General features: G+C 74.9%; 1 protein-coding gene. It reads left to right on the forward strand.

The genetic code is table 11. From position 1 onward, the window contains the following. Nucleotides 1-750, forward strand: a 750-nt coding sequence (locus G5C60_RS50790; RefSeq protein ID WP_338146168.1) for a GNAT family N-acetyltransferase, incomplete at its 5' end; no start/stop codon positions are given. Nucleotides 751-881: the final 131 nt, after the last annotated feature.

Here is an 881-nt window from a genome sequence, read left to right on the forward strand (position 1 = left end):
GCCCTCAACCCCTCCGGCCCTGTCGGCCGCATCCCCACATCGCGCACCCCCAGCCGAGGGCTGCCCTTCGGCTGCGCACTGCGGCCGATGGGGCCGGAGGACCTGCCGTTCGTGGTAGCCGAGCACCGCGCGCACTTCCCGGACGGCTTCTTCGCCCGCCTCGGACCGCGGTATCTGACGGCCTACACGCGCACCTATCTGACAAGCCCTCACGCGCGGGCGTACATCGCCGAGGCCGACGGTGTGCCGGTCGGCTTCCTCGTCGGCGTGACCGACCCGGCCGCGCACCGGCAACATCTCGTGCGCACGCACGGCCGCGGGCTCGCCCTGCGCGCCGGAGCGTCGCTCTGCGCACGCCCCGCACTCGCCCTGCACTTCATGCGGACCCGCCTGGGCCGTTACGCGCGCAAACTCCTCCCCGGCCGACCCCGACCGGCGTCGGCACCGACGCCCGCCGAATCCATACCCCGCGCCGGAGTCACGGCCGTCCTGGCCCACGTCGTCGTCATCGGCCGCGTCCGGTCCTACGGCCTGGGTTCGGCGCTCGTCCACCGCTTCACCCAGGACGCCGCCACGGCCGGCTGCGCCGGGATCAGCCTGGTCACAGCGGCCGGCCCCGACGGCGCGGGCCGCTACTACGAGCGCCTCGGCTGGCGGTACGCGGGCGAGACCCGCACGCCCGACGGCCGCGCCCTCCTCACGTACGAATACGGCCTGTCCCACCAACCCCATCGAGGAACAGCGCAGTGAACCGCACCACCCACAGATGGGCGCCGCTGGCACTGGGAGCCCTCCTCCTGACCACGGCGTGCACGGCGGCGGCCGACACCGGCTCCGGCACCCCCCGGCCCGAATCGGCCGCCGCCACCTCCACCCCGCCC

Origin of the sequence: Streptomyces scabichelini (assembly GCF_011045015.1) — a bacterium.
Taxonomy (GTDB): Bacteria; Actinomycetota; Actinomycetes; order Streptomycetales; family Streptomycetaceae; genus Streptomyces; species Streptomyces scabichelini.